The sequence below is a fragment of the Lascolabacillus sp. genome (assembly GCF_028696275.1).
Lineage (GTDB): Bacteria > Bacteroidota > Bacteroidia > Bacteroidales > Dysgonomonadaceae > Proteiniphilum > Proteiniphilum massiliensis.
Genome location: NZ_JAQVHI010000005.1, coordinates 1 through 25,972, shown reverse-complemented (window position 1 = coordinate 25,972; position 25,972 = coordinate 1). Strand labels below are relative to the sequence as shown.

Sequence of the window (25,972 nt, the reverse complement as noted above, 5' to 3'; positions counted from 1 at the left end):
TATTTGAGAACAGCAGAACCACCTGTTCAAAAAGATTTGATTAATGTGGATTTCGGGAATTATGAATATTTATCTACGAATCCGCAAGGAGTCCTCTTTTCGCCCGATTCAGTTTTATTACATGAGAAGTTTTCAATGTTTAGCGGAATTGAAGGCTCCTCTTTTTTATTAAACCCATTGATGAGTGGTGTTCTATTCTCAATGTTTTTTATCTGCTTTATCATATTCTCATTTATATTCAGTAAAGAAGGTGTTGCACTTTCCGGAAATTTCAATAGTATACTAAGCTTTAGCAGCAGATCGTCAAAAGGTTATAAAGAGCAGGTTACTACAACCGAAGTATGGGGTGAGGTATTCATGATATTTCAGTCAATTCTTCTTTTCACCATATTTCTGACAACCTATCTGATAGATAAAGGGATACTTGTTGTCACATTTAGTTCATACGCATTTAATTTCCTGTCCGTATTTGTTGCAATGACGCTCCTTGCCTGCTTGAAGTATCTAATCTACAGGTCAATTGCAAGCTTTTTCCTGCATAATGATATTAAAAACTGGATAAGTCGATACTTCCGTTTAATTGAACTTGCCGGGGTTGTACTCTTTATTCCACTGTTTGCATATGTTTTTTTACCAGAGAGCAGATCTACCTTATTAATCCTCATATTAACAGTATTTGTAATAGTCCGATTAGTAGTAGCAATAGAGCTCCTAAATATTTTTGTTAAAAATAAAGTAGGTAGTTTTTATTTTTTTGTGTATCTTTGCGGCACTGAAATTGCACCCTATTTACTGTTTTATAAAGGGATGCTTTCGTTTATAAGTATAGCAGGAAATAATATAATATGAACGCTCGTAAAGTAAAGAAAATTTTAATCTCTCAACCCAAGCCAGCCAGCGATAAGTCTCCATATTTTGATTTAGCGGAGAAATATCATTTGACTCTTAACTTCTATCCATTTATAGTTGTGGAAAGAGTTTCGTCTAAAGAGTTTCGTCAACAGCGAATTAATATACTTGACTTTACAGCAATAATTTTTACTTCCAGAACAGCAGTCGATCACTTCTTCTCAATTTGCGAGGATCTTAAGATTGCAATGCCTGAAACGATGAAGTATTTCTGTATATCCGAGACAGTTGCACTTTATCTTCAGAAATATATTGTTTATAGGAAGAGAAAGATATTTTTTAGCCAGACAGGCAGAATTGAGGGATTAAGTAATTATTTTACAAAACACTCAAAAGAGAAGTTTTTATTCCCATTGCCTGAAGAGCATAATGAAGACATAACTCAGCTCCTGGATCAAAAGAAACTTGATTACACCAAGAGTGTTATGTACAGAACAGTTAGCAATACATTCCCGGAAAACGAGAAACTTGATTATGACATGATCATTTTCTTCAGTCCGCTTGGAATACAATCATTAGTGAAAAATTTCCCTGATTATAAACAGGGCGATACAGCAATAGGCTGTTTTGGATCTACAACGGCTAAGGCTGTTGAGGAGGCGGGTTTCAGGCTTGATTGTGAAGCACCTCAACCAGAATACCCATCTATGGTTGCGGCTTTGGATGCATTTTTGAAAGAAAATCATAAGCACCATAATTAATCTCAATATTATAATTATTGATTATATGATATAATAGGAAAAGTACATTTTTATACTTTTCCTATTTTTTTTCCTAAAGTCTGATATTTGATTTTAAAAAGGTTTATCTTTGTTGCAGTAATTGCTTTCAGAGGAAATGCTTTTATCTATGGATAACGAACATCGATATTTTTTCAAGAAAGAGGAGAAATTAACAGGAGAAAAAAGGGTTGAATCTCTATTTACCGAAGGCAAATCTTTTGTAGCTTATCCTCTGAGAGTAGTTTATATTGAGAGGTCCTCTCAGAATCCTGAAGCGCCAAAAATATTGATCAGTATACCTAAAAAAAGGATTAGGTCTGCAATAAAGCGTAACAGGCTGAAACGACTAACACGAGAGGCATATAGATTGAACAAACATATTCTTAATGAGGTTTCTGGAGGTAACTTCGGATCTTTGGAGATAGCTTTTGTTTATGTGAAAGACGAGTTAACTGATTTTACTGCAGTTGAGAAGGGCATGCGTAAGGCATTGTTTGAGATTAAAAAGAATTTAGAGTCGAGCAGAGAATAATGTGGAATGGTTTTAAGAGACTGTTGACATGGATATTATTAATCCCTGTACATTTTTACAGAGCAGCTATTTCTCCGCTTTTTCCTCCAAGTTGCAGATATACTCCAACCTGTTCGCAGTATGCAATAGAAGCATTAAAAAAGCATGGTCCATTCAGGGGACTTTATCTGACAATTAAAAGAATATTAAGTTGCAATCCCTGGGGAGGATCGGGTTATGACCCTGTTCCGGAACCTAAAGCAAAAAAAAGACAGAAGAAAGCATAGGATAATAAAATATGGAATTTTACGACGTTCATACACACCAGATTTACACTGAAGATAACGATGACCCTTATCATTCGTGTATCTTCGACGTATACTCACTTGAATTTGAAGTTGCTAAAGAACTTCACCAAAGACATTCATTCTCTTGCGGTATTCATCCATGGTACTCTGAGGATAGTGAAACACAAATGGCTTATCTTGCTGAGATTTCATCTGATCCGCGTATCGTTGCAATAGGGGAGACCGGACTGGATAAGCTGAAAGGGCCTTCATTGGATGTGCAAATTCCTGTTTTCAAAAAACATATTGTGTTATCTGAGAGTTTGGGTAAACCGATAATAATCCACTGTGTTAAAGCGTGGGAAGAGCTGATTAAAGTCAAGAAGGAGACCAAACCTACACAACCATGGGTAATCCATGGATACAGGGGAAAGCCTGAATTGACAAAAAGACTTATTAATGAAGGATTTCTTTTTTCTGTTGGAGAATCCATCAATATAGATTCACTACAGATGATACCGATTGACTCACTGTTCTGTGAGACCGATGAGGGTGAAATGTCTATTCGAGATGTTTATCTTCAGGCATCACAGGCAATTAATATGGATAGAGAGGAGTTTGCTTTAAGAATTGCTGAGAATGTACGCAGAGTATTCCCTTCAGTTAAACCTCCCAAGCCATATTTCCCTGAAGAGGAAGAGGAGGATTAATTATTTTCTTCCGAAATCTGCCGGTATTTCTCCCCAATCGGCAGTTTCCCATTTAATTATTGGATTTGAATAGCTATTGGTTTTCAGCCACTTTTCAGCTCGCTCAATAAGTTCAAAAATCGGCCTGTTCCTTTCTGTACGTTCAAGCTTGGTATTGCATTTTTTTCTGGCAACCCATTTTATTGCATTTACACTGTCTGAGTAGATAGGTGTATTCTTATTATCATTTTTGAGCAGTGCAAGTGCATGTACAATAGCAAGAAATTCTCCTATATTGTTTGTCCCATCTTCTAAAGGACCTACATGAAATATTTCGATACCATCTGCTACATAAACACCTCTATACTCAAGCAGACCGGGGTTACCGCTGCATGCTGCATCAACAGCAATACTTTCGGTAATTATGTTTTCTGAAATATTTGAAGGAGTAGCCTTTTCTTTTTTTTGCTTATTATTTCCATTTTTGGAGGTTAGATGCTTCCATGGATTTTCTGTAAATGCACGCTGAGCTTCTTCAGCTGAGGAGAATGATTTATACAATGCATTCTCAAAGCCATGCACGTTCTTCCTGCAATCATCCCAGGAGGAGTATACACCGGGTGCTACTCCTTTCCAAACAACATAATACTTTTTATTTTTTGCCATTACTACCTCACAAAGATTCAAGGATATAAGGTGTAAGATCTTCCAATGTGTCGGAGCCGACAGGATCCTGAATGGAGACAATGCTGTCTACTATAAACTTTGTATATCCTCTCCAGGGTAATGTTCCAAAATACTCTTTGTAATGCAACTGGACATTCTTTCCACCTGATATCATTAATTTCTGTGCAATCTCTTCATCAACAACTGAAAAGTCGAACTGATTTGACTGTAAACCTCCAGGTCTGTCGGCGCGGAATCCGGATTGTATAAGTTTTCCTTCATATGTTTTAAATATTACACCCTTATATACGAGGTAATTGAGTTCTCCAGATTTTACTCCTGTACCAAAAACGTAATAATATCTTACGTATACAAAAATACTTAAAGCAAGTACCAGAATACCAATGAACCACGTAAGCCCTTTACGTTTTCTCTTCTTTTTAGGTTTCAGATCATCCATAATTTAGTGAACTATTTAAGTGGCAAAGATACCGTTTATTTTTTCTTTTATATCGAAATAGTAACCTAATTAACTGTGGAAATTGGTTTATTTAGGCTATATTTGTTACTCACAAAATTATTAATATTTCATTATCTATCTGAACAACATAACTATATTCTTATAATGAAAAAAATTACTACAATCTTCTTTGCATTTCTTATTGCATTATCAGTTTCCGCACAGAGTGCGTATGTTTTTAAAACTGTAAAGGAAAATCCGATTACAACAGTAAAGAATCAATCAAGTTCAGGCACATGCTGGAGCTTTTCAGGAGTGGGACTACTGGAGTCTGAACTGATCAGGATGGGAAAAGGTACCTTTGACCTGTCTGAAATGTATATTGTAAGAAAGAATTATGAAGATAAAGCAAAAAAACATGCACGACTGCATGGACACCTGAATTTTGCAGCAGGAGGATCATTTGCTGATGTAGTTGAAACAATAAATGATTTTGGGATAATGCCAAATGAAGCATATACCGGTCTTAATTATGGCTCTGAAACCCATGATCATGGAGAATTAGACAAAGTACTCGCAGGATACATGAATGGGATTATCGGTGCAAGAAATCTCTCTCCTGTATGGTTTAATGGATTCTCAGCAATCCTGGATACATACCTTGGAGAAGTGCCAGAGAAGTTTATGTATGAAGGAAAAGAGTATACACCACATACTTTTGCAAAATACTTAGGATTAAATCAGGATGATTATATCTCATTAACCTCATTTAATCATCAGCCATTTTATAGCGCATTTCCTATTGAAGTACCGGATAACTGGAGATGGGCTAATTCATATAATCTTCCTGTTGAGGAGTTAATAGAGGTAATGGATAATGCAATAATGCAGGGCTATACTATTGCGTGGGCATCTGATGTTAGTGAAGCAGGATTCTCACGTTCAGGTATTGCTATTGTGCCTGATGAGAATGCTCCGGAAAATGCAGGCAGCGATCAGGAAAGATGGTTAGGTCAATCAAGTCGCGAACGTGATGCCAGTATCAGAGCACGTGTAGGATCGGAAGTGCTGGCAGAAAAGAAAATAACTCAGGAAATGCGTCAGATAGCTTATGATAACTATCAGACAACCGATGACCATGGTATGCAGATCTACGGTATTGCAAATGACCAGAATGGCAATAAATTTTATATGGTAAAAAATTCATGGGGTGAAACCGGACCTTATGATGGACTATGGTATGCATCCGAAGCATTTGTTAAGTATAAAACACTTAGTATTGTGCTTCATAAGGATGCAATTCCTGCTTCTATTGCAAAAAAACTTGGCCTTTAATGATTTAAGGTGTGGATATGGATATTAAAGAGCTCTACTCCATTTTTTGTAAATATCCAAAGGTCAGTACCGATTCCAGGATATGTATACGTGACTCAATTTTCTTTGCTTTAAAAGGTGACAGATTCAATGGTAATCTGTTTGCCGAAAAAGCTTTGGAAATTGGGTGCGCATATGCTGTAGTGGATGAGTGGGATGACAATATCAAGAATGACCGTATCATCAAGGTTGAAAATGTTCTGTCTACATTGCAGAACCTTTCAAACTACCACAGGAAGAAGCTTAAAATACCTATTATTGGAATAACAGGTACAAATGGGAAAACTACTACAAAGGAGTTAATTACAATTTCATTATCTAGAAAATTCAAAGTTGCATCAACACAAGGTAATTATAATAATCATATAGGTGTGCCTTTAACGCTCCTTTCTATGGATAAATCACATGAGATAGGAGTAGTTGAAATGGGAGCTAACCACCCGGGAGATATTAAAGAGCTGTGTGAGATTGCTGAGCCGGACTATGGAATTATTACTAACGTAGGCAGGGCGCATCTGGAGGGATTTGGAACAATTGAGAATGTAATCAGTACAAAGTGCGAATTATATGATTTCATTCGTGCTCATGAGGGTAAGGTTTTTGTTAACAGAGATAATAAAACACTATATGAATTGTCAGAAGGAATGGACCGCATCTTATATGGTAAAAATGATCCTTCACTTTTTGCATCTGGCTCGATAGCTGACTCAACACCTTTTTTGGAGTTTGACTGGAGCTTTTTCGACAGTTCATACAGAGTTAAAACACGACTAGTGGGTGAATATAATTTTGATAATGCTATTGCAGCAGTGGCTATTTCAAAATTCTTCGGCATAAATGCAGAGAGGATCAGTGCTGCACTGGAAGAGTATGAGCCAACCAATTACAGGTCGCAGTTTATGAGAACTGAAAAAAATGATCTGATTATCGATACATATAATGCAAATCCTACAAGTATGAAGACCTCTCTCGATTTCTTTACCTCTATACCTACATCACTGCCAAAAATGGTGATTCTGGGTGAAATGAAAGAGTTGGGGGATGTTAGTGAAGAGGAGCATAGAAAAATGGTTAAGTACCTTGAGAAGCAATCTTTTTCACTTAGATATCTTGTTGGTGGAGTTTTTAAGGATCTGCTTGAGGAAAAAGAGAATTGCAGGTATTTCGAAAATGTTGACGATCTGATAAAGGAGTTGGAAAATAATCCAGTAAAAGACTATTATATCTTTATTAAAGGATCACATTCTGTGCAGTTAGATAAAGTGATTAGCTATTTGTAGATTTTAGTTTTATAAAATAGTTGTTGAGAACAGAGTAGATCACAGTTATTATTCAGGATAATTAATTCCTGAACAGTATGGTGATTATTGCGATCTCAGATACTGTACCGATACGAAATTGTGGACCCACCAAACCAATCCCTGATGTAACATAAACATGGGTGTTCTCCTTTTTCTTATAACCATGAGCAACCTCAAATACAATTTCTGTTGCAATATTACCTGGAAATGTCTGTCCATGGTGTGTATGCCCGTAAAGTGCTAAATCAGCTCCTGCCTCAGATTCTTCGCTCAGATTATCAGGGGTGTGGTTAAGTATGATAACAGGTTTTGACATATCAACATGATTTTCTGATATAATTTCCTCGGTTGATTTTCTGTCGAGAATTACTTTGTCGTCACGACCAACTACATATATTGCGCTATCAATTAATACCACAGAATCGCGCAACATCACAATTCCAGATTCATTTAACAACTGAATTTTCTCTTCAGCATCATATCTGTATTCATGATTCCCTGTGCAGGAATATATACCCAGAGGGGCTGAAAGTCGAACCAGCTCATCTTTAATATCCTGATCCAATATAGGTTCAATATGCGAATCTATTATATCACCCACAAATAGAATCAAATCAGGTTTTTGTGACATAATCAGATCAACATATCGTTTGGCATGCTTGCGGTTAATCATCCATCCTAAATGCATGTCTCCAATTACTGCTATACGTACAGAATCAAACTCTTCAACAGGCTTTTCAATATTTAACCGCAATTCCTGCACAACCGGGTTATTGAATTTGTAGTGCCCGTTTATCATTACTCCGGTCACAAATAATATAGGAATAGTCAATGATATGATTCTGAATTTACGGGACTGTCTGTTAAGATACCAGGGCTTCTTTAGTAATCTTCTTACAAATATATATATGAGATCGGTTATAAACCATAGCCCTCCTGTATAAAGCAGAAACAGCATCCAGCTTGTTCCCATCACCCGGATCAGCTGGACAACGTTATCGGGTAAGGTTCTGTAGAAGAAAAATCCATAAGTATATATAAGAAATTCAAGGCCGAAAAGAATTATCAGGATAATACGTGCCCATTTCTTCTTGTCGAATGTGTGCCAGCCTTTTAGGAAGACTAAAACGCCAAGTGTAACATGAATTATATAAGCATTTATAAGTGCGCGCATATTTATTTAACTTGATGGGTGCAGTTCTATAACAAGATATTCTGATCTGGTTCCAATACGAAACTTACCACCCCAGATTCCTATTCCTGTGGTTACAAAATAGTGAGTGTTGCTCTTTCTTAAGTATCCATGAGATACTTCAAATATTTTGTCAGCTATCAATGAAATTGGAAATATCTGTCCTCTGTGAGTATGACCGGAGAATTGAAAATTAATACTATTTTCCATTGCTTCTTCAAGTTTCAAAGGCTGATGATCCAGCAGAATGGTGAAAGACGACCTGTCTACTTGTTCCATTATGTCGTTCAGCTTTTTTCTGCCTCTGTTTGAATGATCATCGCGACCAATTATAGTTATTCCGTTTAAGTTTATATGTCTGTCTCTTAAAAGGGTTATGCCAGCTCTATCATAAAAATCCGGATCTTCATTTATAGCAAACATCATATCATGATTTCCTGTACAGGCATATACACCCATATTGCTGGTGATTTTTTTTAATACACTCTCTGTTGAATCATTTATTAGTGGTCTGAGATGATTATCTATTATATCACCTGCGATTATAACAATATCAGGCTTCTCGGAGTTTATTAACTCAACCCATTTATCAACCTCTTTTGCAGAAATGGTGTATCCAATATGGAGATCACTAATGCCCACAATTTTAACTGGTTCTGAAATCTTATCGCTCTCTATATTTATATGTTGTCTTTTTTTATTGTGATATAGCAGGTTGCCATAAGCTAAAATTAAAGAAACCACGCCAAGCACTATCAGAGAAGTTGTTGTGTTATTTGTGAAAATTCGGTAAACAGTTCCATTGTCAATAAAATGAAAAATATGATTTGAGAGGCGAAAAAAATCTATCAGTAATACCCCAATAAATAGATACAAAAATGCAACTAACCATCCTGTACTGAATGAATAGAGTTGCCCGGCAAGCTGTAAACTTAGTTTTTCACTCAGAGTAAAAAATATAACCATCGAAATTATACCAAGTAAAAATATAGTAGGTACTATGATCTTTATCAGGGTAATGTCAGGCATAAGTTTATATAACCTGATAGCTGTATACAGATAAACAGCTAGGAATATTACAGGTAATATTATAAGAATAGCTTTTTGAGTCAATAGTTCTAAATTAAAAAGTGAACAATTTAATATAATGTCTAACTTATTGTAATGCTCTATGAAAGGGACAATACATTAATTGTATAAAGATATGGAAAAAATATATAAAAATAAATTGAAAAAGTTTTGGCAATATAAAAATGTATGATATATTTGTGATATCAAAATAATATCATTTTAAATACTATATTTTATGGAAACAAAAGAATTCAATTTTAAAGGATTTAAAACAAGCGGTTTCTTAATGATTTTTCTGGAAATTGTTCTGTTAGCAGCGGTTGTCTGGCTGTTCTTGCAGGGTATCTGGGGTATAATAGCCAGTATTACATTATTTTTGTTTTGGTTAGTATTCCTGTTTGGATTTACAAAGCTTGAGCCTAACGAAGCAGTCGTTATGATATTTTTCGGTAAATACAAAGGGGTGCTAAAGGAGACTGGATTCTTTTGGGTTAATCCTTTTATTACTAAGAAACGACTTTCACTTCGTGCAAGAAACCTTAATCCTAATCCTATCAAAGTGAACGATAAAGTGGGTAACCCTGTTCTTATTGGTCTGGTTTTAGTCTGGAAACTAAAGGATACTTACAAGGCTATGTTTGAAATAGACTCTCAAACAATCGCTGCATCTACCCCCAATACTGTTGGTACCGGTACATTCTCTGTAAGTAAACAGATGAACGCTTTTGAGAATTTCGTTGATGTGCAGAGTGATGCTGCATTAAGGCTGATTGCCGGCAAGTATGCTTACGATAGCAGCTTGGTTTCAGATGATGAGATAACATTAAGATCAGGAGGGGATATAGTAAATGATGATCTTCAGGAAGAATTGAATAAAAGACTTGAGATGGCCGGTATCGAGATTGTAGAAGCTCGTATTAATTATTTGGCATATGCACCCGAAATTGCAGCTGTTATGTTAAGACGCCAACAAGCTGAGGCTATTATAGCAGCACGTGAGAAAATTGTTGAGGGTGCAGTAACCATGGTTAAGATGGCATTAGATAAGATTGAAGATGAGGATATTGTAGAACTTGATGCAGATAAAAAAGCAGCAATGGTAAGTAATCTATTAGTTGTACTGTGTGCTGATGAGTCTGCTCAACCTGTTCTGAATACTGGTTCACTTTATCAATAACTGACGCAACAATTATATCTACAAGGATAATGAGGATAAATAAAATAAATTTTATTGAAGAACAACGCCAGGGTCCGTTCATCTGGATAGTTTTGCTTTTAATCAATTCGATATTTATTTTTGGAACTATTAAGCAGATTGGGATGGGTGAACCGTTTGGTGATACGCCTATGAGCGATATCGGTTTGATTATTGTTGCTGTTCTGATTCTTTTATCCTCTTTACCCCTTGCTGTATTTTGTAAGCTTCAGACATTCATTAACAGTGATGGTATCTATATTAGATATTTCCCATTTCAATGGAAGTATAAATTATATGACTGGAATAATATAGAAATGGTGTTTATCACAAAATATAAACCATTCTTTGAATATGGAGGCTGGGGTTTCAGAAAGAGGCTAAAAGGCACTGTTGCTTACACTGTTAAAGGCAAGATAGGGTTAATGATAAAATTAAAAAACGGTAAAAGTGTTTTGATAGGTACCCAAAAACCAGAATATTTAAAAGAGATACTTATTAAACTTGGAAAGTATGGAGTTGAAATAGGATGACAAAGAAAGATAAGACAACTAAAAATTTTGCCTTGCGACTGGATCCTGAGACAATGGAGGCTATTGAGAAATGGGCTGCTGACGAATTCAGAAGTGTAAATGGTCAGATTCAGTGGATGCTTGATCAACAGCTAAGAAAGAGTGGAAGGTTGAAATCCGAATAATTATTTCTATTGATGAAATTATTATTCATATTTATTCTACTTTTACTATAAATATATACATATACAAATTCAAATCCCAAGAACATATTTAAACCACATATAAAATGAATAAAGTTTTCGTTTTGGTCACGTGCTTACTGATGTCTGTTACTTTAGTTGCTCAAAACATATCAGTAACTGGCAGATTAGTATCAGCAGAAGATAATAAGCCTTTGCCATACGCCACTATTGCTGTAGCTGAAGAGAGTGATCCTGGTAATAGTTTCAGGAAATTAGCTACAAACGAAAATGGTAAGTTCTCAACTGACCTAGAGAAAGGAAAATATATATTAGTCTTCAATTTTGTAGGAATGGATGAGGTCGAAGAAACATTAGATCTCACATCAGTTAACGGAAAATACGACCTTGGAGATATCATAATGACAGAGTCTTCCACTGAGCTGGAAGAGATTAATGTTACTGCTCAGAGGCCATTGGTTAAAGTGGAGCTGGATAAGCTAACTTACAGTGCTAAGGATGACCCTGAGGCATCTACCTCAAGTGTACTTGATCTGTTGCGAAAGGTGCCACTGATTACTGTAGATGGGGAGGATGAAATTCAGCTGAAAGGTTCATCAAACTTCAAGATTTATGTGAATGGCAAGCCTTCAAATATGGTTTCATCTAATCCTTCTCAGGTATTAAAGAGTATGCCGGCCAACAGCATTAAGGATATTGAGGTAATTACAGATCCAGGTGCTCGTTATGATGCAGAAGGAGTTGGAGGTATAATTAATATTGTGACTGATAAAAGAGTTGATGATGGTTATTCCGGGTCTGTTGGAGGAAGTGCAAACAGTTTTGAAGGGCTTGGGAGCAATCTCTATTTAGCAACTAAATATGGAAAACTTGGCTTTACCGGAAATGTCGGTTATGATATGTTTAAGCAGCCAAAATCGGAGACAAGTTCTACTACTGAAGAATTTACTCCTTACCCGCTTAATACATTGAGTCAAACAGGAGCTACATCAACTATTGGCAAAGTGCTCTTCCTAAACGGTTCTATGAGTTTTGAACCAGATACAATCAACCTTTTTAATCTTTCTGTATCCCGATTTGGTGGCAACTTCAAATCTAATACAAACCAGCAAGCTGTTTCGGGTGAAGCGCGACCATATTCATATACTTCTGAAAGCAATAGTGTAAATAACTTTGGAGGTATGAGTTTCTCAGCCGATTACCAGAGGAGTTTCAGGAAAAAAGGAGAACTACTCACCGGTTCGTATAGGTTTGAAAGAAATCCAAATGACAGTGAGTATGACAGCAAATATGATGTTGAACCTGGTGGTGTTTTTTATTATCCTGATGGTTATCAATTAAAGAGTGTAAATAAAGCCGGAGGTAATGAACATACATTTCAGGTTGATTATGTTAATCCATTGAATGGGAAGCATAATGTTGAAACAGGTGTAAAGTATATTTTCAGAGATAATTCGAGTCGCGCCGTTCATACATACTTTGATGTTGAAGACAACTTATGGAAACCTGATATTGATAGAAAAAATGACTTGGATCATACACAAAATATCTTTTCCGGATATGGAGGGTATAGTTACAGGAGTGGTAAGATTGGTATGAAAATTGGTCTGAGGGCTGAGCAAACACAGCAGAATATTCATTTTATGAGTGCTGAGTTGGATACGGTTGTTGGGACAAATTATTTTGATCTGGTTCCATCGGCTACAATATCGTATCAGATTGGTATGACTCAAACTATAAGAGGGGGTTATAATATGAGAATATCTCGCCCTGGTATCTGGTATCTGAATCCATATATCAATGATGTGGATCCTAATAATATCAGTTATGGAAATCCTAATCTGGACTCTGAACAGCAGCATAATTTCAATATAAATTATGGAACCTTCTCTCAGAAAGTTAATTTAAATGCAACCATTAGTTACTCTTTTGCAAAAAACGCAGTTACTGCTTACAGTTTTATTGTTCAAGATGTAGAAGATGGCATTGAAAAATCAGTCACTCATAACACTTATGCAAATATTGGACGTAATCATACTATTGGAACAAATCTTTACTTAAGCTGGATGCCCAATGAAATTATTCGAACTTATATCAATGGTGGAGTGAATTATACTGACATTAAAAGCACTCAGGAGAACAGCAGATTGCAAAATAGCGGGTTCTCGGGTCGTGCTTTTGGTGGGATTACATTTTCTTTTCCTAAAGATTTCAGATTTGTGACAAATGGAGGATTCTTCCTAAACCAGGTTTTGCTGCAAACAAATCAGTCTCCTTTTTATTTCTACTCTATGAGCATGCAAAAGAGTCTTATCAATAAGAAGCTTGACTTGTCTTTAAATGTTCAAAATCTGTTTTCAGAATATAGAGATATGTCAACTACTACCAAAGGCGAAGGATTCACTCAGAAGAGTAGATTCTTGAGTCCGGCAAGAGTTTTTAGCTTGAGTGTAACATATAGGTTTGGCGACCTGAAATCTTCAATTAAACGTGTTCAGAGAACTATTACAAATGAAGATGTCATGCAGGGAGAAAGTGGTACACAACAGGGTGCGGCAACAATCCCAGCAGGCAGCTAATTTTGTAGAATGTTTAATTTCCTGTATTTTTGAAGAATGAGGATTGATATAATAACAGTGCTTCCCGAAATGATTGAAGGGGCTCTCCATACAAGTATACTAAAGAGGGCTCAGGATAAGAGTCTGGTGGAATTTGGACTACATAATCTGCGTGATTATACATTAGATAAACATAAGAGAGTTGATGATTATCCATATGGTGGAGAAGCTGGAATGGTGTTGCAGATTGAACCTATTGACAGGGCAATATCTCATTTGAAATCACAGCGTGATTATGACGAAGTGATATTTACAACTCCTGATGGAGAGCTGTTTACACAATCTGTTGCAAATCAACTTTCGTTACTAAATAATATCATAATACTTTGCGGTCATTATAAAGGAATAGATTACAGAGTAAGAGAGCATCTTGTAACAAGAGAGATATCAATAGGCGATTTTGTACTTACCGGTGGTGAACTCGCTGCAGCAATGATTGCAGATGCTGTTGTAAGATTAATTCCAGGTGTTATTGGTGATGAACAGTCAGCTCTGTCCGATTCATTCCAGGATGGGCTTCTGGCACCTCCTGTTTATACCCGGCCGGCAGAGTATAAGGGGTGGAAAGTTCCCGATGTGCTTTTATCCGGTCATGAAAAGAAAATTCAGGATTGGCGACATGATCAGGCTGTTGAACGTACAAAAAGACTTAGACCTGATTTGTTGTAACTTTTTATATCTTTGTAAAAACTAATTAATTATATAAAATATGAAAGGCATTGTACTAGCCGGTGGTTCTGGATCCAGGTTATATCCCATTACTAAAGGTGTATCCAAGCAAATGCTGCCGATTTTTGATAAACCAATGATCTATTATCCTATTTCTACTCTGATGCTAGCAGGGATAAAAGATATTCTCATCATTTCAACACCTGCCGATTTACCAGGATTCAAACGTCTTTTAGGTGACGGTTCTGATTATGGAGTCAACTTTGAATATGCTGAACAGCCAAGTCCGGATGGTTTAGCTCAGGCTTTCATTATTGGGGAAAATTTTATAGGCAATGATTCTGTTTGCTTAATACTCGGAGATAATATTTTTTATGGACAGAGTTTCAGGTTAATGCTTCAGCAGGCAGTGGCCAATACAGAGAATAACCGGCAAGCTACAATATTCGGGTATTATGTAAATGATCCTGAAAGGTATGGGGTTGTTGAATTTGATATAAATAATAAAGTTAAATCAATAGAGGAAAAGCCTAAGAATCCGAAATCAAACTATGCTGTGGTAGGGCTCTATTTTTATCCAAATAGTGTAGTTGAAATTGCAAAGAATATAAAGCCCTCTGCACGTGGAGAACTTGAAATTACTACAGTTAATGAAATGTATCTGAATAAAGAGCAGTTGAACCTTCAATTGCTTGGCAGGGGGTTTGCATGGCTGGATACAGGTACTCACGATTCGCTATCTGAAGCGTCAACATTTATTGAGGTGCTTGAAAAAAGACAGGGTCTAAAAATCGCTTGTCTCGAAGAGATCGCATTATTAAATGGCTGGATCTCAAGAGAAGATATTAAACGTATTGCTGAACCAATGAAAAAGAATCAATATGGTCAGTATCTATTGCGTTTAATTGATATAGAATAAAAATTTATGGAAGTAGAGTACACTGAAATTGAAGGTCTGGTAATTATTCGTCCTGAAATTTATAGAGATGAACGAGGATATTTCTTTGAGTCTTTTTCTCAGAGAGAGTTTGAAGAAAAGGTAAGTAAAACGCAGTTTGTTCAGGACAATGAGAGCAGATCCAGCTATGGTGTATTGAGAGGTTTGCATTTTCAGAAAAATCCTTTTGCTCAGGCTAAACTGATAAGAGTGATTAGTGGAAAAGTGTTGGATGTTGCAGTTGATTTAAGACATAATTCTCCAACATTTGGTAAACATGTCTCGGTTGAATTATCAGAAGAGAATAAACAGCAGGTCTTTATTCCCCGAGGGTTCGCGCATGGTTTTATTGTCTTAAGTGATCATGCTGTGTGTCAGTATAAATGTGATAACTATTATGCTCCTGATTATGCAGAGGGTTTAATGTGGGATGATAAACAGTTAAACATTAATTGGTTACTACCTGATGAAGATATAATATTATCTGAAAAGGATAAGAATAATCCAAATTTTGACTTAAACTCTGTATATTTCGAAAGTAAGAAGTCAAAAAATTAAAAATTAGATATTTTGAGTAAAATGGGAAGAAAAAACATATTAATTACAGGAGGTGCCGGTTTTATAGGTTCACATGTAGTAAGACATTTTATTAATAGTTATCCTGAGTATAAGATTATTAATGTTGATGCTCTCACTTATGCAGGCAACTTGCTTAATCTGAAGGATATTGAGGATAGAGAAAATTATACTTTTGTAAAAGCTGATATATGTGATTTTTCTGAAATGCAAAATCTTTTCAGAAAGTATGAAATAGATTCTGTTATACATCTGGCTGCAGAGAGTCATGTAGACCGATCTATAACTGATCCGTTCTCTTTTGCCCGTACAAATATAATGGGTACTCTAAATCTTTTACAGGCTGCCAGAGAGTATTGGAACAATGATTTCAGCAATAAACTGTTTTATCATGTGTCTACTGATGAGGTATATGGATCACTTGAATTTGGAGAGCATCCATTTACTGAGACTACATCTTATGATCCACACTCACCATATTCAGCTTCGAAAGCATCTTCGGACCATTTCGTCAGAGCTTATAGGGATACATATGGGCTGCCAATAGTAATCTCTAACTGTTCCAACAATTATGGACCTTACCAGTTTCCCGAAAAACTTATTCCATTATTTATAAATAATATTCGTCACAATAAACCATTGCCTGTCTATGGTAAGGGAGAGAATGTAAGAGACTGGCTGTATGTAGAGGATCATGCCAAAGCAATTGATGTAATATTTCACAAAGGTAAACGAGGGGATACATATAATATTGGAGGACTCAATGAGTGGAAGAATATTGACCTGATTCATCAGGTTGTGAAAGTTTGTGATAAACTATTAGGGAGAGCAGAAGGTGAGTCAGAAAAACTTATAACCTATGTTACCGATAGGGCCGGTCATGATTTGCGTTACGCTATTGATGCGACTAAACTGACTTCCGAGCTTGGTTGGAAACCATCACTTCAGTTTGAGGAAGGGCTTGAGAAGACAGTTAGATGGTATCTTGACAATCAGGACTGGCTTGATCATGTAACTAGTGGTGAATACATGAACTATTATAAACAAATGTATGGCGAATAGATGATATTACATGCCTAAGTTATATGCTATACTCACACCGGGTGTAACAAAGTTTTTCTTTCTTATTGCGCTGTTTTTTGATCCAAATCCCATATCAACAAAGATAGAGAGTTCTATATTTTGAAAGGAGTAACCGGCTAGCGGAGCAAATGCAAATGCTGCATAATTACCACCAAATGCGGCACCTATGCGTGGTTCAAAAAATAATCCATCTTCAAAGCCTATCTTGGTAATCCTGTATCCAACCAATGGCATAATATAATTGAATCCATCATCTGCATTATTGAGGATACTTGAAACCAGCTTACCTTCTCCATATGGGTTATTAAAGCCTTTTATGCTAAGTGAAATGAAGTTATTGCCAGTGGATGAAACATAATTATCCACTGTCAACCAAGCTATAGTACCGCCGGCTCCGAACTTTTTATCGCGCTCACTGTTTGTAACTATACCAATGTCACCAGATATCCTGATGTAGTTGTTGTACTGGCCTTTAGCGCTCATTAAAATGACAATTGTAAATAACAGAGTAAAGTATAATTTTTTCATATCGGATAATTAATAATTTCAGACGTCTAAATTATAGTATTATTTTATCTTAAGCAATTTTTATATTACATTTACATTTAAACTTAAAGCTTTATTCTGAAATTTTATTTGAATTATAGGTTATTGGTAAAAGCAAGAATTTAAAGAGAATATTGTATGATTAGTAAATCGTCAAAGATATATGTGGCAGGGCATAGGGGGTTGGTTGGCTCTGCAATATGGAATAATCTGAAAAAGAAAGGCTATACTAATTTAATTGGCAGAACCCATAAAGAGCTCGATCTTATGAATGGCTCTGAAGTTTCCAGGTTTTTCGATCAGGAGAAACCTGATTTTGTATTTCTGGCTGCAGCACATGTCGGTGGTATCATTGCCAATAATAATTACAGAGCTGATTTTATATACAGAAATCTACAGATTCAAAATAATGTGATTTCAGAGAGTTTCCGTCATAACGTAAAGAAACTGCTCTTTTTGGGGAGTACATGTATCTATCCAAAAGAGGCGAGTCAGCCTATTTCAGAAGACTCTTTACTTACCGGACCACTGGAATATACAAATGAACCATACGCCATTGCAAAAATTGCCGGACTTAAGATGTGTGAGAGTTTTAATATTCAATATGGCACAAACTTTATTGCGGTAATGCCCACAAACCTATATGGACCAAATGATAATTTTGATCTGGAAAAGAGTCATGTTCTTCCTGCAATGATAAGGAAGATCTTTCTTTCAAAGGCTTTGATGGATAACAACTGGGATACGATAAACAGAGACCTCAATGTTCGCCCTGTAGAAAAGGTAAACGGAGAAAGCAGTAAAGATGAGAAAGTGTCGATACTTGGAAAATATGGAATCACAGACAAGCATGTAAAGCTCTGGGGAACAGGCAAGCCATTAAGAGAGTTTCTCTGGAGTGAAGAGATGGCGGATGCGTGCGTGTTCATAATGGAGAATGTTGATTTTTCTGACTTAATAGAAGATAAAAAAGAGATACGAAACTGTCATATAAATATTGGTACAGGAAAAGAGATATCAATTCATGATCTTGCATTACTTATCAAAGAGACCATCGGATATGATGGTGAGATACTTTTTGATGATTCAAAACCTGATGGTACTATGAGAAAACTGACTGACGTAACCAAATTAAATAATCTTGGGTGGAAGCATAAGATTGAAGTTGAGGAGGGAGTTCAGAAATTGTACAATTGGTATATTCAGAATATATGAAAATTGTGGTATAAATAACTTCCTATTGTAAGTAAACTTCACTATTTTTGCACGTCATTATTTAAACAGAATCAGATGAATAGAGATAAGCACATCTTTGAAATAATAGAAAAGGAGCGAGATCGTCAGTTAAAGGGTTTGGAGCTGATTGCTTCTGAAAATTTCGTTAGTGAGCAGGTAATGGAAGCTGCCGGCTCTGTCCTTACAAATAAATATGCAGAAGGTTATCCTGGTAGAAGATATTATGGTGGCTGTGAAGTTGTTGACCTAAGTGAGCAGCTTGCAATAGACAGATTAAAGCAATTGTTCGATGCAGAATGGGCAAACGTTCAGCCACATTCAGGAGCACAGGCAAATGCTGCTGTATTTCTTGCTTGCCTTAAAGCAGGTGATAAATTCCTGGGTTTAAACCTTTCTCATGGTGGTCACCTAACTCACGGTTCTCCTGTTAATTTTTCAGGATTGATGTTTCATCCACTTGAATATAATGTAAGAGAAGATGATCAGCATGTCGACTATGATCAACTGGAACAGGTTGCACGTACTGAAAAACCGAAGTTGATTATTGCAGGTGCTTCAGCTTATTCACGTGAATGGGATTATGCACGTATCAGAAAAGTTGCTGACGAGATCGGCGCAATTTTTATGGTTGATATGGCACACCCGGCAGGATTAATAGCTGCAGGTTTACTTGAAAATCCGGTTAAATATGCACATATAGTTACATCTACAACGCATAAAACACTTCGCGGACCACGTGGTGGGGTTATTCTGATGGGTAAAGATTTTGAAAACCCATGGGGTGTAAAAACTCCAAAGGGTGAGACGAAAATGATGTCAGCTATGCTTGACTCAGCAGTTTTCCCGGGTATGCAGGGAGGTCCCCTCGAACATATTATTGCTGCTAAAGCTGTTGCTTTTCATGAAGCACTTCAGCCTGAGTACAAAGTTTATCAACAACAGGTTAAGAAAAATGCAGCCACAATGGCGCAAGCATTTGTCGATCTTGGATATAATGTAGTATCGGGTGGTACAGATAATCATATCATTCTTGTAGATTTGCGAAGCAAGTTCCCAAATCTGACAGGTAAGCAAGGCGAGAATCTGCTGGTAGAGGCTGATATTACCGTAAATAAGAACATGGTGCCTTTCGATGACAGATCGCCATTCCAGACTTCAGGACTCCGTTTCGGTACACCTGCTATAACAACTCGCGGTGCAAAGGAAGATCTTATGGGTGAAATTGTTGAGATGATTGATAAGGTTCTGGCAAATCCCGAAGATGGTAAAGTGATTTCTTCTGTTCGTGAGAAGGTGAATGAAACAATGAAAAAATATCCAATTTTTGCTTGGTAATGTAAAAACAGTTACTGGCTTTTTCTTAGACAATATCAAACGAGGAGTGGTTGAACTATTCCTCGTTTTTATTTATATTTGCATATAACAGGCAGATTTGAAATCCTACAGTAGATAGTTTATGAGTATCCTTCAAACAGAAATTCAGTTTATACCGGGTGTTGGTCCTAAAAGAGCAGCACTATTAAACAAGGAGATAGATGTTTTCACTGTTGGGGATCTCTTAAGATGGTATCCGTATAGGTATATTGACAGAACCCGTTTCTATTATATTCATGAAATTGACAACACCCTTGCATATATTCAGATAAAAGGGAAAATAACTGCATTCGAGACTTTTGGTGAGGGGCGAAAAAGGCGACTGGTAGCGCATTTCACAGATGGTACCGGTTTTATTGATCTTGTCTGGTTTCAGGGTATTCGTTTTATCGAAGGAAAATATAAGCTTAATCAGGAGTATATAGTTTTTGGCAAACCTAATCTTTTTAATGGTAAGTGGAATATAGCTCATCCAGAAATAGATCCTTTTTTAAATGAGTCAGATTTGCCTCAGGGACTGATGGCAATGTACAATACAACTGAGAAAATGAAAAATCATTATCTCAACTCAAAGGCTATGCAGAAGATTATTGAGAATGCATTCAGCTTAATCAAAGATAGACTGCCTGAATCTCTTTCTTCTGATGTTATAACTGATGCAAAGCTAATATCTTTTCATGATGCTGTTGAGAATATCCACTTTCCTAAATCACCTGCTAATCTGAAGGATGCTCAATATAGATTAAAATTTGAAGAACTGTTTTATATCCAGTTGAATATCGTCCGTTATGCATCTGATAGAAAGGGAAAATTAAATGGTTTTGTTTTCCATAAGGTGGGTGAGTACCTGAACAATTTTTACAAAAATAATCTGCCATTCCCTTTAACCGGTGCACAGAAAAGGGTTATTAAAGAGATTCGCAAAGATACCGCATCAGGAAAGCAGATGAATCGTCTTCTACAGGGTGATGTTGGAAGTGGAAAAACATTGGTAGCTATAATGTGTATGCTGATAGCTTTGGATAATGGCTTCCAGGCATGCTTGATGGCTCCAACAGAGATTCTTGCTTCCCAGCATTACGAAACATTCACCAAAATGCTGTCAGGAATGAATCTAAGAGTAGAGTTACTGACAGGTTCAACTAAAAAGAAGGATAGGGAGGAGTTGCATGCAGGACTGCAATCTGGTGAAATAAATATTTTAATTGGTACTCATGCGCTTATAGAGGATGTAGTACAGTTTAAAAATCTGGGGTTTGTTGTTATTGATGAGCAGCACCGTTTTGGGGTAGCACAGAGAGCAAAGCTATGGTCTAAAAACAACCGCCCGCCACATATACTGGTGATGACTGCTACACCTATACCTCGTACTCTGGCTATGACTGTATATGGCGATCTTGATGTATCTGTAATTGATGAATTACCACCTGGAAGAAAACCAGTGCAAACATTGCATCGATTTGACAAAAAGCGGGGTGAGCTATATAATTTTATAAGGAAAGAGATCAATTCTGGTCGCCAAGTCTACATTGTTTACCCATTGATTGAAGAGAGTGAAACGCTCGACCTAAAAAATCTGGAAGAGGGATATGAGCATATAAAAGAGGCTTTCCCTGAGTTTTCAGTTTGCAAAATGCATGGCAGGATGAAGCCAGCCGAGAAGGATGAAGTTATGCAGAAGTTCGTTTCAGGTAAAGCAGATATAATGGTATCTACAACAGTAATTGAGGTTGGGGTTAATGTGCCAAATGCCAGTGTTATGGTAATAGAGAGTGCACAAAGGTTTGGTCTGTCTCAGTTGCATCAGTTAAGAGGAAGAGTAGGTAGGGGTGCGGATCAGTCATATTGCATTTTAATAACCCCTTATGAATTGTCATCAGATACCCGTAAAAGGATTGAGATAATGACAGAGAGTAACGATGGATTTGTTATTGCTGAAGCTGACCTGAAACTCAGGGGCCCGGGAGATCTGGAAGGAACCCAGCAGAGCGGGATTCCATTCGATCTCAAAATTGCTGATATCGTTAAAGACAACGATATATTGTTCAGGGCACGTGAAATTGCAGAAAAATTAATCGATAATGACCCCTCTCTTGAACTGCCTGAGCATGAGGTGCTTAAACATCAGCTTAAACTGCTCGGAGGTAATCGTTACGACTGGAGCAGAATAAGCTGAAAGGTCCAAACAGTTCAATTATATTATTCAGTTTTAATAACCAGTTCTTTACCCTGCTCAAGTAATTCATGTGAGATAAACCAGCCGTCAACTACTTCACCTCCATAGGTAATCTGGTTAATTTTTTTACCATTACCATCTTTTCTGATAGTGAACTTGTTGCCTGTACCTAGTCTGAACTTAACTTCATCAAACAGCGGAACAGTTACAATATACTCCGGATCGGCCGGAGAGTATGTATATAATCCTATTGCATTCAATACATACCAGGCAGACATCTCACCAGCATCATCCATACCTGCATATGCAAGTCCCTCAGCTCCCATATCATAAAACCTGTTCATGATACTATCAAGTACACATTGTGCCTTCTCCTGGCGATCTATAAAGTAATAGGTATAAGGAATACTGTGTCCCGGTTGGTTGCCATGGCAATAATTGCCTATGAATCCTGTCATATTATGAAGTTCAATTCCATTCCACGGTTCTGTAAACAGTGAATCAAGCTTCTTGTCGATAGCTTCATAACTTGGATAAAGATCAATCATTCCTTTAACATCATGAGGTGCAAAGAAGAGAGAATTCCATGCATTTGCTTCACGATACATATAGGCAAAATAGGCATAATAAGGATCGAAGTCTTCAATCCACTTACCCTCTTTGGTGCCATTATCCACCTTACCACGCCAGAAACCGGTTGAAGGGTCAAACAGATTTTTATAGTTCATTGAGCGACCCATCAGCAGCTCATAATTTTCTGTATCTCCAATCTCTTTTGCTACAAGAGCAGTAGCGTAATCGTCGTAAGCATACTCAACCGTTTTGGTAACTGCAGCTTTATACTCATCCCAAAATGGAACATTAGTTGTATCTTTTTCAGCAATCCACCCTTTCTCTATATACTCGTCAAGATATGGTCTTCCACCACGACCCGGAACTGTGGCATTTTTTAATAACAATGCATAAGCTCTCTCAAGATCAAAATCTTTTATTCCTCTGAGCCAACTACCTGAAACAAATACCGAAGCGTGGTCACCATGAAAGAATGTAGGCATATATCCGCCTCTCTTCTCACCTTTATCAATGATTGATTTAATAACATCTGTTGTCACATCAGGTGATACCATTCCCAGCAACACAAGTTTGTTCCTGTAATCATCCCAGAACGATGGATTAGTATAATATCTGAAACCCTCATTTACAACTTCACCTCTCTCGTCTGTAAAGTCGCCATTCACATCACTTCTCAATGCAGGCCATAAAAACGAACGATACAGAGTTGAATAAAAAATTCCTTTCTCACGTTCAGTGCCACCACTCACTTCAATATTCGACAATAGTTTATTCCATGTGTTATCTGCCTCTTTACGAACCTGATCAAAACTTTTATCAATCATTTCCTCCTCCAGGTTCATCTTTGCATTCTCAACACTCACAAATGAGAACCCAATCTTTAACTCCAATGGGCTATTTTTTCCATTATTCCCGAATTTAACAACAGATACTTCATGCTGGTCATTCTTTACTTGCTCTATTTCGTCAATAGGGTAGTTAGAAACAGCAAAAAAATATATTTTACCCTCTGCGTCCTGAAAACCTGTGAAGGAATAATCACCACTCTTTTCTATTGCCCAGTCCCTCACTCTGTTATTAGTGCGTGTTATATCAACAATAAGTTTTTTATCAGATCCATCATTGTAACTATATTTATGATATCCTGATCTTAAAGTGGAAGTAAGTTCAGCATTTATACCATACCTCTCTAAAAATACCTGATAGTATCCCGGATGTGCAGATTCATTCTCATGACTATATTCCGATGCGAAATCGGTTGGATTTACATCTCCTGTTACAGGAAGCACAGGCAGATGGAGTAGGTTCCAGTGACCCTTATTGGTGTGAGCAAAACCAAAAATTACAGTATCTTCATACTGATAGCCGGCTCCACTTCTGAATTGTGTCACAGGACTTAGCTGAACCATTGCATTCGGAAGTGATGATCCAGGGAAAACCTCTGCTCCCCATGTGCGCTCTTCCCAAGTGCGTACATAGCCAAGGTCTTCAGGTTCCCACAAAGTAGCTGTTCCAAGGAATGGGTTAACATAGCTTGTTAAGCCTTTCTCCGATATAGATGTACAGCCTGATAAGATAATTGAAAGGGTGATAATCGTAGATAAAAGTCTCATTTTAATTATTTCTATGATATATGTATTAAATTAATGCAATTACGAACCTAATCATAAATGTAATAATTCACAAACTATTTTTATAATGAATTGATTGTATTAATCAATATAATTCTCTTTTTGTAAGTATGCAGCAGACTCAATTAACATGCATCCGCTGAGCTGTTCTGTCAGCCCTGTTGTATTACCGGGTTTTACACGCCAGTTGGGACTAAAAAGAAAGTTTTGTTTATTAGTGCCTTCATTCCATAATGTCTCGGCATTTAGTTTGATAAACTGTAAATATCTTCTGCGAACAGGTTCATCAAGTCTTTCCTGAATTATAAGCTGAGTGAAATATCTTACAAATATACCTTTGAAGAGTCCTCCATCCCCGTCACCTTCACTCTTTAATATAGAGTTGTTTACCAAGCTGCTCATTGTATAGTCGGCAGCCAGAGCAGCATCATTCAGATAACTTTTTTCATTTAATATTTTATGTAATTCAACTGCAGCTCCTAAATATGTACCCTGGTTATATGTAAAAATCCAATCTTTATTAATTTTACCCTCTCTTGAGTCAATACTATCCCAGACAGCACCTGAATTTGTATTCACCAATGTTGATTTTAGCCAGTCATATATTCGCAGTGCCCACTCTTTATCTTCAGGGTTACCAAACTCCTGGTAAAGACGTGCTGCAAGTATGGCAGCAGGGCCATTTGAACAGGCATTCTTACTCCATTCCATACCCTTTTTCCATGTGATACCTCCGCCGGCATTATCATTCCAGCCCTCTTTTATATATCCCCATAGTTCAAGAGCTGCATCTTTATACTTTGGGTCGTTTGTTGCTTTAAAAGCCCTAAGTAAGGCTAAAGCATTCCACTCCATGTCATCATAGAAATCATTATTCCAGGTGTTGCCGTTTCTGGCTTTTACACCTGTGAACCACTGTTCAATTATAGTTTTATATGATTGGTTATTAGTCCTCACATATGCATCTATTACCACATCCAGAGCATGTGCATTTGGCCAATACTGAAAGGTAGTATTACCACCATTATTAGTATTAAAATATTGTCCGCTGCTATTCCAAAAAGATGAAATTAAAGCATCACTGCTTGAGTTTGCAGCATCATTCCAGTTTATCTCTACTTTATCATCATCATCATCTTTATCCCCATCACCTGGTATATCACCTTTTTCGCATCCCCAGGCAAAAAGTATGAATAGCATTAGCAGATATTGATAGTTTTTTTTCATAAGAGTAATTTATTTAAAATAATAAAGTATGGGAATAACCTATTGGTAATTCCCATACTACTTTCCTCATCTGTCAAGGTGCTGTAACTGAATGAGTATATGGCTGGTCTGCCTGAAGATATATTGTATATACAGCAGGGTTCCCATCATAATTACCCATCAATTTCCATTTATTATCCCATTGTGTAGGATTCACCAGTTTTAAGTAATAATATGATTCGGGACTGTTCGCAT

The 25,972-nt window shown here is 36.8% G+C and carries 25 protein-coding genes; 18 read left to right on the top strand and 7 right to left on the bottom strand.

Annotated elements, in window-relative coordinates:
• Window positions 1-3 precede the first annotated feature (3 nt).
• From PHO43_RS02435 to PHO43_RS02415, 5 genes are all read left to right on the top strand, one after another.
• Window positions 4-849 carry a DUF4271 domain-containing protein gene (locus PHO43_RS02435; RefSeq protein ID WP_288011180.1) on the top strand — a complete coding sequence of 282 codons (846 nt, stop codon included), beginning with the start codon at window positions 4-6 and terminating at the stop codon, window positions 847-849.
• Window positions 846-1,610: a uroporphyrinogen-III synthase gene (locus PHO43_RS02430; RefSeq protein ID WP_045088888.1), complete on the top strand. Its 765-nt coding sequence runs from the start codon at window positions 846-848 to the stop codon at window positions 1,608-1,610. The genes PHO43_RS02435 and PHO43_RS02430 overlap by 4 nt, the downstream gene beginning before the upstream one ends.
• 148 nt (window positions 1,611-1,758) lie before the next feature.
• Window positions 1,759-2,163, top strand: coding sequence for a ribonuclease P protein component (gene rnpA, locus PHO43_RS02425; RefSeq protein ID WP_045090753.1), 405 nt, complete (start codon window positions 1,759-1,761; stop codon window positions 2,161-2,163).
• Window positions 2,163-2,429, top strand: coding sequence for a membrane protein insertion efficiency factor YidD (gene yidD, locus PHO43_RS02420; RefSeq protein WP_045088889.1), 267 nt, complete (start codon window positions 2,163-2,165; stop codon window positions 2,427-2,429). Before rnpA ends, yidD begins: the two co-directional genes overlap by 1 nt.
• An 11-nt stretch (window positions 2,430-2,440) precedes the next feature.
• Window positions 2,441-3,139, top strand: a complete 699-nt coding sequence (locus PHO43_RS02415) for a TatD family hydrolase (protein WP_288011177.1) — start codon at window positions 2,441-2,443, stop codon at window positions 3,137-3,139.
• On the opposite strand, the gene PHO43_RS02410 is transcribed toward PHO43_RS02415, so the two are convergent.
• Together PHO43_RS02410 and PHO43_RS02405 are read right to left on the bottom strand one after the other, a co-directional pair.
• Window positions 3,140-3,784 carry a ribonuclease H1 domain-containing protein gene (locus tag PHO43_RS02410; RefSeq protein WP_045088891.1) on the bottom strand — a complete coding sequence of 215 codons (645 nt, stop codon included), beginning with the start codon at window positions 3,782-3,784 and terminating at the stop codon, window positions 3,140-3,142. It lies immediately after the preceding gene.
• A gap of 7 nt (window positions 3,785-3,791) precedes the next feature.
• A complete protein-coding gene (locus tag PHO43_RS02405) occupies window positions 3,792-4,244 on the bottom strand; it encodes a hypothetical protein (RefSeq protein WP_045088892.1) in 453 nt (150 codons plus the stop codon).
• Between the two features lie 165 nt (window positions 4,245-4,409).
• Here PHO43_RS02405 and PHO43_RS02400 point away from each other — a divergent pair, with 165 nt between their 5' ends.
• Together PHO43_RS02400 and PHO43_RS02395 are read left to right on the top strand one after the other, a co-directional pair.
• A complete protein-coding gene (locus tag PHO43_RS02400; RefSeq protein WP_045088893.1) occupies window positions 4,410-5,579 on the top strand; it encodes a C1 family peptidase in 1,170 nt (389 codons plus the stop codon).
• Window positions 5,580-5,596: 17 nt separating this feature from the next.
• Window positions 5,597-6,898, top strand: coding sequence for a UDP-N-acetylmuramoyl-tripeptide--D-alanyl-D-alanine ligase (locus PHO43_RS02395; RefSeq protein WP_053826832.1), 1,302 nt, complete (start codon window positions 5,597-5,599; stop codon window positions 6,896-6,898).
• 61 nt (window positions 6,899-6,959) lie between these two features.
• Here PHO43_RS02395 and PHO43_RS02390 read toward each other — a convergent pair whose 3' ends face one another.
• Both PHO43_RS02390 and PHO43_RS02385 read right to left on the bottom strand, forming a co-directional pair.
• A complete protein-coding gene (locus PHO43_RS02390) occupies window positions 6,960-8,093 on the bottom strand; it encodes a metallophosphoesterase (RefSeq protein WP_288009112.1) in 1,134 nt (377 codons plus the stop codon).
• Between the two features lie 6 nt (window positions 8,094-8,099).
• Window positions 8,100-9,140 (bottom strand): metallophosphoesterase, encoded by a 1,041-nt coding sequence (locus PHO43_RS02385; RefSeq protein ID WP_154904841.1) that lies wholly within the window; start codon window positions 9,138-9,140, stop codon window positions 8,100-8,102.
• Window positions 9,141-9,417: 277 nt separating this feature from the next.
• On the opposite strand from PHO43_RS02385, the gene PHO43_RS02380 reads away from it, so the two are divergent.
• From PHO43_RS02380 to rfbB, 8 genes are all read left to right on the top strand, one after another.
• Window positions 9,418-10,359, top strand: coding sequence for an SPFH domain-containing protein (locus PHO43_RS02380; RefSeq protein WP_053826830.1), 942 nt, complete (start codon window positions 9,418-9,420; stop codon window positions 10,357-10,359).
• A gap of 29 nt (window positions 10,360-10,388) precedes the next feature.
• A complete protein-coding gene (locus tag PHO43_RS02375) occupies window positions 10,389-10,910 on the top strand; it encodes a hypothetical protein (protein WP_045088897.1) in 522 nt (173 codons plus the stop codon).
• On the top strand, window positions 10,907-11,074 hold the full coding sequence (locus tag PHO43_RS02370; protein WP_045088898.1) for a type II toxin-antitoxin system antitoxin: 168 nt from the start codon (window positions 10,907-10,909) through the stop codon (window positions 11,072-11,074). Before PHO43_RS02375 ends, PHO43_RS02370 begins: the two co-directional genes overlap by 4 nt.
• 104 nt (window positions 11,075-11,178) lie before the next feature.
• A complete protein-coding gene (locus PHO43_RS02365) occupies window positions 11,179-13,671 on the top strand; it encodes a TonB-dependent receptor (RefSeq protein WP_288011175.1) in 2,493 nt (830 codons plus the stop codon).
• Window positions 13,672-13,707: 36 nt separating this feature from the next.
• Window positions 13,708-14,379, top strand: a complete 672-nt coding sequence (gene trmD / locus PHO43_RS02360) for a tRNA (guanosine(37)-N1)-methyltransferase TrmD (RefSeq protein ID WP_053826827.1) — start codon at window positions 13,708-13,710, stop codon at window positions 14,377-14,379.
• 40 nt (window positions 14,380-14,419) lie between these two features.
• Complete coding sequence (gene rfbA / locus PHO43_RS02355) at window positions 14,420-15,298, top strand: glucose-1-phosphate thymidylyltransferase RfbA (RefSeq protein ID WP_288009103.1); 879 nt, start codon at window positions 14,420-14,422, stop codon at window positions 15,296-15,298.
• Between the two features lie 6 nt (window positions 15,299-15,304).
• Entirely contained in the window at window positions 15,305-15,874 is a 570-nt protein-coding gene (gene rfbC, locus PHO43_RS02350; RefSeq protein WP_045088902.1) for a dTDP-4-dehydrorhamnose 3,5-epimerase, read from the top strand.
• 21 nt (window positions 15,875-15,895) lie between these two features.
• Window positions 15,896-16,954 (top strand): dTDP-glucose 4,6-dehydratase, encoded by a 1,059-nt coding sequence (gene rfbB / locus PHO43_RS02345; protein ID WP_045088903.1) that lies wholly within the window; start codon window positions 15,896-15,898, stop codon window positions 16,952-16,954.
• Window positions 16,955-16,960: 6 nt separating this feature from the next.
• On the opposite strand, the gene PHO43_RS02340 is transcribed toward rfbB, so the two are convergent.
• Entirely contained in the window at window positions 16,961-17,458 is a 498-nt protein-coding gene (locus tag PHO43_RS02340) for a hypothetical protein (protein ID WP_053826826.1), read from the bottom strand.
• Window positions 17,459-17,659: 201 nt separating this feature from the next.
• Here PHO43_RS02340 and PHO43_RS02335 point away from each other — a divergent pair, with 201 nt between their 5' ends.
• From PHO43_RS02335 to recG, 3 genes are all read left to right on the top strand, one after another.
• Complete coding sequence (locus PHO43_RS02335) at window positions 17,660-18,736, top strand: GDP-L-fucose synthase family protein (protein ID WP_045088905.1); 1,077 nt, start codon at window positions 17,660-17,662, stop codon at window positions 18,734-18,736.
• A 75-nt stretch (window positions 18,737-18,811) separates the two neighbouring features.
• A complete protein-coding gene (glyA, locus tag PHO43_RS02330; RefSeq protein ID WP_053826825.1) occupies window positions 18,812-20,092 on the top strand; it encodes a serine hydroxymethyltransferase in 1,281 nt (426 codons plus the stop codon).
• Window positions 20,093-20,213: 121 nt separating this feature from the next.
• Window positions 20,214-22,307 (top strand): ATP-dependent DNA helicase RecG, encoded by a 2,094-nt coding sequence (gene recG, locus PHO43_RS02325; RefSeq protein ID WP_045088907.1) that lies wholly within the window; start codon window positions 20,214-20,216, stop codon window positions 22,305-22,307.
• A gap of 23 nt (window positions 22,308-22,330) precedes the next feature.
• Here the strand turns inward: recG and PHO43_RS02320 are convergent, their stop codons facing one another.
• On the bottom strand, window positions 22,331-24,493 hold the full coding sequence (locus tag PHO43_RS02320; protein WP_045088908.1) for a GH92 family glycosyl hydrolase: 2,163 nt from the start codon (window positions 24,491-24,493) through the stop codon (window positions 22,331-22,333).
• Window positions 24,494-24,592: 99 nt separating this feature from the next.
• Window positions 24,593-25,738: a glycoside hydrolase family 76 protein gene (locus PHO43_RS02315; RefSeq protein ID WP_288009094.1), complete on the bottom strand. Its 1,146-nt coding sequence runs from the start codon at window positions 25,736-25,738 to the stop codon at window positions 24,593-24,595.
• Window positions 25,739-25,972: the final 234 nt, after the last annotated feature.

What these genes read in the sequence shown, in the direction of transcription:
- PHO43_RS02415 (WP_288011177.1), top strand. Translation starts at nt 2,441, where the DNA reads ATGGAATTTTACGACGTTCATACACACCAGATTTACACTGAAGATAAC.
- PHO43_RS02375 (WP_045088897.1), top strand. Translation starts at nt 10,389, where the DNA reads ATGAGGATAAATAAAATAAATTTTATTGAAGAACAACGCCAGGGTCCG.
- PHO43_RS02340 (WP_053826826.1), bottom strand. Translation starts at nt 17,458, where the DNA reads ATGAGCGCTAAAGGCCAGTACAACAACTACATCAGGATATCTGGTGAC.
- PHO43_RS02390 (WP_288009112.1), bottom strand. Translation starts at nt 8,093, where the DNA reads ATGCGCGCACTTATAAATGCTTATATAATTCATGTTACACTTGGCGTT.
- trmD (WP_053826827.1), top strand. Translation starts at nt 13,708, where the DNA reads ATGAGGATTGATATAATAACAGTGCTTCCCGAAATGATTGAAGGGGCT.
- PHO43_RS02380 (WP_053826830.1), top strand. Translation starts at nt 9,418, where the DNA reads ATGGAAACAAAAGAATTCAATTTTAAAGGATTTAAAACAAGCGGTTTC.
- glyA (WP_053826825.1), top strand. Translation starts at nt 18,812, where the DNA reads ATGAATAGAGATAAGCACATCTTTGAAATAATAGAAAAGGAGCGAGAT.
- PHO43_RS02395 (WP_053826832.1), top strand. Translation starts at nt 5,597, where the DNA reads ATGGATATTAAAGAGCTCTACTCCATTTTTTGTAAATATCCAAAGGTC.
- PHO43_RS02335 (WP_045088905.1), top strand. Translation starts at nt 17,660, where the DNA reads ATGATTAGTAAATCGTCAAAGATATATGTGGCAGGGCATAGGGGGTTG.
- PHO43_RS02370 (WP_045088898.1), top strand. Translation starts at nt 10,907, where the DNA reads ATGACAAAGAAAGATAAGACAACTAAAAATTTTGCCTTGCGACTGGAT.
- rnpA (WP_045090753.1), top strand. Translation starts at nt 1,759, where the DNA reads ATGGATAACGAACATCGATATTTTTTCAAGAAAGAGGAGAAATTAACA.
- PHO43_RS02385 (WP_154904841.1), bottom strand. Translation starts at nt 9,140, where the DNA reads ATGCCTGACATTACCCTGATAAAGATCATAGTACCTACTATATTTTTA.
- PHO43_RS02410 (WP_045088891.1), bottom strand. Translation starts at nt 3,784, where the DNA reads ATGGCAAAAAATAAAAAGTATTATGTTGTTTGGAAAGGAGTAGCACCC.
- recG (WP_045088907.1), top strand. Translation starts at nt 20,214, where the DNA reads ATGAGTATCCTTCAAACAGAAATTCAGTTTATACCGGGTGTTGGTCCT.
- PHO43_RS02320 (WP_045088908.1), bottom strand. Translation starts at nt 24,493, where the DNA reads ATGAGACTTTTATCTACGATTATCACCCTTTCAATTATCTTATCAGGC.
- rfbB (WP_045088903.1), top strand. Translation starts at nt 15,896, where the DNA reads ATGGGAAGAAAAAACATATTAATTACAGGAGGTGCCGGTTTTATAGGT.
- PHO43_RS02400 (WP_045088893.1), top strand. Translation starts at nt 4,410, where the DNA reads ATGAAAAAAATTACTACAATCTTCTTTGCATTTCTTATTGCATTATCA.
- PHO43_RS02315 (WP_288009094.1), bottom strand. Translation starts at nt 25,738, where the DNA reads ATGAAAAAAAACTATCAATATCTGCTAATGCTATTCATACTTTTTGCC.
- rfbC (WP_045088902.1), top strand. Translation starts at nt 15,305, where the DNA reads ATGGAAGTAGAGTACACTGAAATTGAAGGTCTGGTAATTATTCGTCCT.
- rfbA (WP_288009103.1), top strand. Translation starts at nt 14,420, where the DNA reads ATGAAAGGCATTGTACTAGCCGGTGGTTCTGGATCCAGGTTATATCCC.
- PHO43_RS02430 (WP_045088888.1), top strand. Translation starts at nt 846, where the DNA reads ATGAACGCTCGTAAAGTAAAGAAAATTTTAATCTCTCAACCCAAGCCA.
- yidD (WP_045088889.1), top strand. Translation starts at nt 2,163, where the DNA reads ATGTGGAATGGTTTTAAGAGACTGTTGACATGGATATTATTAATCCCT.
- PHO43_RS02365 (WP_288011175.1), top strand. Translation starts at nt 11,179, where the DNA reads ATGAATAAAGTTTTCGTTTTGGTCACGTGCTTACTGATGTCTGTTACT.
- PHO43_RS02405 (WP_045088892.1), bottom strand. Translation starts at nt 4,244, where the DNA reads ATGGATGATCTGAAACCTAAAAAGAAGAGAAAACGTAAAGGGCTTACG.